Consider the following 7,500-nt stretch of genomic DNA (forward strand, 5'->3'; position numbering starts at 1 on the left):
TTAGAAAGGAGGTGATCCAGCCGCACCTTCCGATACGGCTACCTTGTTACGACTTCACCCCAATCATCTGTCCCACCTTCGGCGGCTGGCTCCTAAAAGGTTACCTCACCGACTTCGGGTGTTACAAACTCTCGTGGTGTGACGGGCGGTGTGTACAAGGCCCGGGAACGTATTCACCGCGGCATGCTGATCCGCGATTACTAGCGATTCCAGCTTCACGCAGTCGAGTTGCAGACTGCGATCCGAACTGAGAACAGATTTGTGGGATTGGCTTAACCTCGCGGTTTCGCTGCCCTTTGTTCTGTCCATTGTAGCACGTGTGTAGCCCAGGTCATAAGGGGCATGATGATTTGACGTCATCCCCACCTTCCTCCGGTTTGTCACCGGCAGTCACCTTAGAGTGCCCAACTGAATGCTGGCAACTAAGATCAAGGGTTGCGCTCGTTGCGGGACTTAACCCAACATCTCACGACACGAGCTGACGACAACCATGCACCACCTGTCACTCTGCCCCCGAAGGGGACGTCCTATCTCTAGGATTGTCAGAGGATGTCAAGACCTGGTAAGGTTCTTCGCGTTGCTTCGAATTAAACCACATGCTCCACCGCTTGTGCGGGCCCCCGTCAATTCCTTTGAGTTTCAGTCTTGCGACCGTACTCCCCAGGCGGAGTGCTTAATGCGTTAGCTGCAGCACTAAGGGGCGGAAACCCCCTAACACTTAGCACTCATCGTTTACGGCGTGGACTACCAGGGTATCTAATCCTGTTCGCTCCCCACGCTTTCGCTCCTCAGCGTCAGTTACAGACCAGAGAGTCGCCTTCGCCACTGGTGTTCCTCCACATCTCTACGCATTTCACCGCTACACGTGGAATTCCACTCTCCTCTTCTGCACTCAAGTTCCCCAGTTTCCAATGACCCTCCCCGGTTGAGCCGGGGGCTTTCACATCAGACTTAAGAAACCGCCTGCGAGCCCTTTACGCCCAATAATTCCGGACAACGCTTGCCACCTACGTATTACCGCGGCTGCTGGCACGTAGTTAGCCGTGGCTTTCTGGTTAGGTACCGTCAAGGTACCGCCCTATTCGAACGGTACTTGTTCTTCCCTAACAACAGAGCTTTACGATCCGAAAACCTTCATCACTCACGCGGCGTTGCTCCGTCAGACTTTCGTCCATTGCGGAAGATTCCCTACTGCTGCCTCCCGTAGGAGTCTGGGCCGTGTCTCAGTCCCAGTGTGGCCGATCACCCTCTCAGGTCGGCTACGCATCGTTGCCTTGGTGAGCCGTTACCTCACCAACTAGCTAATGCGCCGCGGGTCCATCTGTAAGTGGTAGCCAAAGCCACCTTTTATGTTTGAACCATGCGGTTCAAACAACCATCCGGTATTAGCCCCGGTTTCCCGGAGTTATCCCAGTCTTACAGGCAGGTTACCCACGTGTTACTCACCCGTCCGCCGCTAACATCAGGGAGCAAGCTCCCATCTGTCCGCTCGACTTGCATGTATTAGGCACGCCGCCAGCGTTCGTCCTGAGCCAGGATCAAACTCTCCGATAAAGTAGTTTGACTGACTACGCACATCGCTGTGCGATTTTTAAAAACTGAATTAACAGGTACGTTTTGTCTTGTTTAGTTTTCAAAGATCATTTTGTTTGTCTGCTTTGTTAAAGCAACTTTATTAGTATACAACGTCACTTCTTCAAAGTCAACAACTTTTTTTAAAAATTACACTAACGTGCAATTGCTTGGCAGCGTCCTACTCTCACAGGGGGAAACCCCCGACTACCATCGGCGCTGAAGAGCTTAACTTCCGTGTTCGGTATGGGAACGGGTGTGACCTCTTCGCTATCGCCACCAAACAAATTGAGAGTGTTCTCTCAAAACTAGATAACAGGTGTGACATCATTCAAAAATATGGTTAAGTCCTCGATCGATTAGTATCTGTCAGCTCCATGTGTCGCCACACTTCCACCTCAGACCTATCAACCTGATCATCTTTCAGGGATCTTACTTCCTTGCGGAATGGGAAATCTCATCTTGAGGGGGGCTTCATGCTTAGATGCTTTCAGCACTTATCCCGTCCGCACATAGCTACCCAGCGATGCCCTTGGCAGAACAACTGGTACACCAGCGGTGCGTCCATCCCGGTCCTCTCGTACTAAGGACAGCTCCTCTCAAATTTCCTGCGCCCGCGACGGATAGGGACCGAACTGTCTCACGACGTTCTGAACCCAGCTCGCGTACCGCTTTAATGGGCGAACAGCCCAACCCTTGGGACCGACTACAGCCCCAGGATGCGATGAGCCGACATCGAGGTGCCAAACCTCCCCGTCGATGTGGACTCTTGGGGGAGATAAGCCTGTTATCCCCGGGGTAGCTTTTATCCGTTGAGCGATGGCCCTTCCATGCGGAACCACCGGATCACTAAGCCCGACTTTCGTCCCTGCTCGACTTGTAGGTCTCGCAGTCAAGCTCCCTTGTGCCTTTACACTCTGCGAATGATTTCCAACCATTCTGAGGGAACCTTTGGGCGCCTCCGTTACCTTTTAGGAGGCGACCGCCCCAGTCAAACTGCCCACCTGACACTGTCTCCCCGCCCGATAAGGGCGGCGGGTTAGAAGGTCAATACAGCCAGGGTAGTATCCCACCGATGCCTCCACCGAAGCTGGCGCTCCGGTTTCCAAGGCTCCTACCTATCCTGTACAAGCTGTACCAACATTCAATATCAGGCTGCAGTAAAGCTCCACGGGGTCTTTCCGTCCTGTCGCGGGTAACCTGCATCTTCACAGGTACTATAATTTCACCGAGTCTCTCGTTGAGACAGTGCCCAGATCGTTGCGCCTTTCGTGCGGGTCGGAACTTACCCGACAAGGAATTTCGCTACCTTAGGACCGTTATAGTTACGGCCGCCGTTTACTGGGGCTTCAATTCGCACCTTCGCTTACGCTAAGCGCTCCTCTTAACCTTCCAGCACCGGGCAGGCGTCAGCCCCTATACTTCGCCTTACGGCTTCGCAGAGACCTGTGTTTTTGCTAAACAGTCGCCTGGGCCTATTCACTGCGGCTCTCTCGGGCTTGCACCCTAACAGAGCACCCCTTCTCCCGAAGTTACGGGGTCATTTTGCCGAGTTCCTTAACGAGAGTTCTCTCGATCACCTTAGGATTCTCTCCTCGCCTACCTGTGTCGGTTTGCGGTACGGGCACCTCTCACCTCGCTAGAGGCTTTTCTTGGCAGTGTGGAATCAGGAACTTCGCTACTATATTTCGCTCGCCATCACAGCTCAGCCTTATGGGAAACGGATTTGCCTATTTCCCAGCCTAACTGCTTGGACGCGGATATCCAATACCGCGCTTACCCTATCCTCCTGCGTCCCCCCATTGCTCAAATGGTGAGGAGGTGGTACAGGAATATCAACCTGTTGTCCATCGCCTACGCCTTTCGGCCTCGGCTTAGGTCCCGACTAACCCTGAGCGGACGAGCCTTCCTCAGGAAACCTTAGGCATTCGGTGGAGGGGATTCTCACCCCTCTTTCGCTACTCATACCGGCATTCTCACTTCTAAGCGCTCCACCAGTCCTTCCGGTCTGGCTTCACAGCCCTTAGAACGCTCTCCTACCACTGTTCGAAGAACAGTCCGCAGCTTCGGTGATACGTTTAGCCCCGGTACATTTTCGGCGCAGAGTCACTCGACCAGTGAGCTATTACGCACTCTTTAAATGGTGGCTGCTTCTAAGCCAACATCCTGGTTGTCTAAGCAACTCCACATCCTTTTCCACTTAACGTATACTTTGGGACCTTAGCTGGCGGTCTGGGCTGTTTCCCTTTCGACTACGGATCTTATCACTCGCAGTCTGACTCCCAAGGATAAGTCATTGGCATTCGGAGTTTGACTGAATTCGGTAACCCGGTAGGGGCCCCTAGTCCAATCAGTGCTCTACCTCCAAGACTCTTACCTTGAGGCTAGCCCTAAAGCTATTTCGGAGAGAACCAGCTATCTCCAGGTTCGATTGGCATTTCACCCCTACCCACACCTCATCCCCGCACTTTTCAACGTGCGTGGGTTCGGGCCTCCATTCAGTGTTACCTGAACTTCACCCTGGACATGGGTAGATCACCTGGTTTCGGGTCTACGACCACGTACTCATGCGCCCTATTCAGACTCGCTTTCGCTGCGGCTCCGCATCTTCTGCTTAACCTTGCACGGGATCGTAACTCGCCGGTTCATTCTACAAAAGGCACGCCATCACCCGTTAACGGGCTCTGACTACTTGTAGGCACACGGTTTCAGGATCTCTTTCACTCCCCTTCCGGGGTGCTTTTCACCTTTCCCTCACGGTACTGGTTCACTATCGGTCACTAGGGAGTATTTAGCCTTGGGAGATGGTCCTCCCGGATTCCGACGGAATTTCACGTGTTCCGCCGTACTCAGGATCCACTCAGGAGAGAACGAAGTTTTGACTACAGGGCTGTTACCTCCTATGGCGGGCCTTTCCAGACCTCTTCATCTACCTCGTTCCTTTGTAACTCCGTACAGAGTGTCCTACAACCCCAAGAGGCAAGCCTCTTGGTTTGGGCTAATCCCGTTTCGCTCGCCGCTACTCAGGGAATCGCATTTGCTTTCTCTTCCTCCGGGTACTTAGATGTTTCAGTTCCCCGGGTCTGCCTTCTCATATCCTATGAATTCAGATATGGATACCACTCCATTACGAGTGGTGGGTTTCCCCATTCGGAAATCTCCGGATCAAAGCTTGCTTACAGCTCCCCGAAGCATATCGGTGTTCGTCCCGTCCTTCATCGGCTCCTAGTGCCAAGGCATCCACCGTGCGCCCTTTCTAACTTAACCGTTAAAAAGAATCACTATGTGATATCTTGTGTTACTAATTGAATGTGATGTCTACTGTTATCTAGTTTTCAAAGAACACGTTTCGAAGGAATGATCCTTCAAAACTAAACAAGACAGGGAACGTTCTGTTTATAAGACCTAAGGTCTTATATTCCGTATAATATCCTTAGAAAGGAGGTGATCCAGCCGCACCTTCCGATACGGCTACCTTGTTACGACTTCACCCCAATCATCTGTCCCACCTTCGGCGGCTGGCTCCTAAAAGGTTACCTCACCGACTTCGGGTGTTACAAACTCTCGTGGTGTGACGGGCGGTGTGTACAAGGCCCGGGAACGTATTCACCGCGGCATGCTGATCCGCGATTACTAGCGATTCCAGCTTCACGCAGTCGAGTTGCAGACTGCGATCCGAACTGAGAACAGATTTGTGGGATTGGCTTAACCTCGCGGTTTCGCTGCCCTTTGTTCTGTCCATTGTAGCACGTGTGTAGCCCAGGTCATAAGGGGCATGATGATTTGACGTCATCCCCACCTTCCTCCGGTTTGTCACCGGCAGTCACCTTAGAGTGCCCAACTGAATGCTGGCAACTAAGATCAAGGGTTGCGCTCGTTGCGGGACTTAACCCAACATCTCACGACACGAGCTGACGACAACCATGCACCACCTGTCACTCTGCCCCCGAAGGGGACGTCCTATCTCTAGGATTGTCAGAGGATGTCAAGACCTGGTAAGGTTCTTCGCGTTGCTTCGAATTAAACCACATGCTCCACCGCTTGTGCGGGCCCCCGTCAATTCCTTTGAGTTTCAGTCTTGCGACCGTACTCCCCAGGCGGAGTGCTTAATGCGTTAGCTGCAGCACTAAGGGGCGGAAACCCCCTAACACTTAGCACTCATCGTTTACGGCGTGGACTACCAGGGTATCTAATCCTGTTCGCTCCCCACGCTTTCGCTCCTCAGCGTCAGTTACAGACCAGAGAGTCGCCTTCGCCACTGGTGTTCCTCCACATCTCTACGCATTTCACCGCTACACGTGGAATTCCACTCTCCTCTTCTGCACTCAAGTTCCCCAGTTTCCAATGACCCTCCCCGGTTGAGCCGGGGGCTTTCACATCAGACTTAAGAAACCGCCTGCGAGCCCTTTACGCCCAATAATTCCGGACAACGCTTGCCACCTACGTATTACCGCGGCTGCTGGCACGTAGTTAGCCGTGGCTTTCTGGTTAGGTACCGTCAAGGTACCGCCCTATTCGAACGGTACTTGTTCTTCCCTAACAACAGAGCTTTACGATCCGAAAACCTTCATCACTCACGCGGCGTTGCTCCGTCAGACTTTCGTCCATTGCGGAAGATTCCCTACTGCTGCCTCCCGTAGGAGTCTGGGCCGTGTCTCAGTCCCAGTGTGGCCGATCACCCTCTCAGGTCGGCTACGCATCGTTGCCTTGGTGAGCCGTTACCTCACCAACTAGCTAATGCGCCGCGGGTCCATCTGTAAGTGGTAGCCAAAGCCACCTTTTATGTTTGAACCATGCGGTTCAAACAACCATCCGGTATTAGCCCCGGTTTCCCGGAGTTATCCCAGTCTTACAGGCAGGTTACCCACGTGTTACTCACCCGTCCGCCGCTAACATCAGGGAGCAAGCTCCCATCTGTCCGCTCGACTTGCATGTATTAGGCACGCCGCCAGCGTTCGTCCTGAGCCAGGATCAAACTCTCCGATAAAGTAGTTTGACTGACTACGCACATCGCTGTGCGATTTTCAAAAACTGAATTAACAGGTACGTTTTGTCTTGTTTAGTTTTCAAAGATCATTTTGTTTGTCTGCTTTGTTAAAGCAACTTTATTAGTATACAACGTCACTTCTTCAAAGTCAACAACTTTTTTTAAAAACTTTTGGTGGAGCCTAGCGGGATCGAACCGCTGACCTCCTGCGTGCAAAGCAGGCGCTCTCCCAGCTGAGCTAAGGCCCCATAAAAAATGGTCGGGAAGACAGGATTCGAACCTGCGACCCCATGGTCCCAAACCATGTGCTCTACCAAGCTGAGCTACTTCCCGATTTCCTATCTATTCTATTAAAAGATATGGCGCGCCCGAGAGGAGTCGAACCCCTAACCTTTTGATCCGTAGTCAAACGCTCTATCCAATTGAGCTACGGGCGCAATTCAATTTACAATATCCCGTTGGGATAAATGGAGCGGAAGACGGGATTCGAACCCGCGACCCCCACCTTGGCAAGGTGGTGTTCTACCACTGAACTACTTCCGCATATCGCAATAAAAAAAGCTTTCTCCTTATGAGAAACCTTGGTAATAATACATTTAAGCTTCCAAGCGGGCTCGAACCGCTGACCTCTTCCTTACCATGGAAGTGCTCTACCTGCTGAGCTATGGAAGCAATGGCTCCGCAGGTAGGATTCGAACCTACGACCGATCGGTTAACAGCCGATAGCTCTACCACTGAGCTACTGCGGAATAATATAAAGCTTCATAAACAAACATGGTAGAATTAATAAATCTGCTTGGCGGCGTCCTACTCTCACAGGGGGAAACCCCCGACTACCATCGGCGCTGAAGAGCTTAACTTCCGTGTTCGGTATGGGAACGGGTGTGACCTCTTCGCTATCGCCACCAAACAAATGCCTTCAGGATGAAGGTACTAGGCGT

6 tRNA genes and 5 rRNA genes are annotated in these 7,500 nt (G+C 52.3%); all 11 read right to left on the reverse strand.

Annotated features, from left to right (window positions below):
• Nucleotides 1-4: 4 nt before the first annotated feature.
• Nucleotides 5-1,554: ribosomal RNA gene (locus tag BGM23_RS00045) — 16S ribosomal RNA — on the reverse strand.
• 186 nt (nucleotides 1,555-1,740) lie between these two features.
• Nucleotides 1,741-1,856, reverse strand: a 5S ribosomal RNA gene (gene rrf, locus BGM23_RS00050).
• Nucleotides 1,857-1,911: 55 nt separating this feature from the next.
• Nucleotides 1,912-4,839, reverse strand: a 23S ribosomal RNA gene (locus BGM23_RS00055).
• A gap of 170 nt (nucleotides 4,840-5,009) precedes the next feature.
• Nucleotides 5,010-6,559, reverse strand: a 16S ribosomal RNA gene (locus tag BGM23_RS00060).
• 172 nt (nucleotides 6,560-6,731) lie between these two features.
• A tRNA-Ala gene (locus tag BGM23_RS00065) sits at nucleotides 6,732-6,807 on the reverse strand.
• Between the two features lie 8 nt (nucleotides 6,808-6,815).
• A tRNA-Pro gene (locus tag BGM23_RS00070) sits at nucleotides 6,816-6,892 on the reverse strand.
• A 27-nt stretch (nucleotides 6,893-6,919) separates the two neighbouring features.
• A tRNA-Arg gene (locus tag BGM23_RS00075) sits at nucleotides 6,920-6,996 on the reverse strand.
• Nucleotides 6,997-7,027: 31 nt separating this feature from the next.
• A tRNA-Gly gene (locus BGM23_RS00080) sits at nucleotides 7,028-7,102 on the reverse strand.
• Between the two features lie 56 nt (nucleotides 7,103-7,158).
• Nucleotides 7,159-7,231: transfer RNA gene (locus BGM23_RS00085), tRNA-Thr, on the reverse strand.
• Between the two features lie 2 nt (nucleotides 7,232-7,233).
• A tRNA-Asn gene (locus BGM23_RS00090) sits at nucleotides 7,234-7,308 on the reverse strand.
• Nucleotides 7,309-7,353: 45 nt separating this feature from the next.
• Nucleotides 7,354-7,469, reverse strand: a 5S ribosomal RNA gene (gene rrf, locus BGM23_RS00095).
• Together the 16S, 23S and 5S rRNA genes with 6 tRNA genes alongside form the textbook arrangement of a ribosomal RNA operon.
• Nucleotides 7,470-7,500: the final 31 nt, after the last annotated feature.

Origin of the sequence: Bacillus sp. FJAT-14266, assembly GCF_001719225.1 — a bacterium.
GTDB lineage: Bacteria > Bacillota > Bacilli > Bacillales > Bacillaceae > Bacillus > Bacillus subtilis.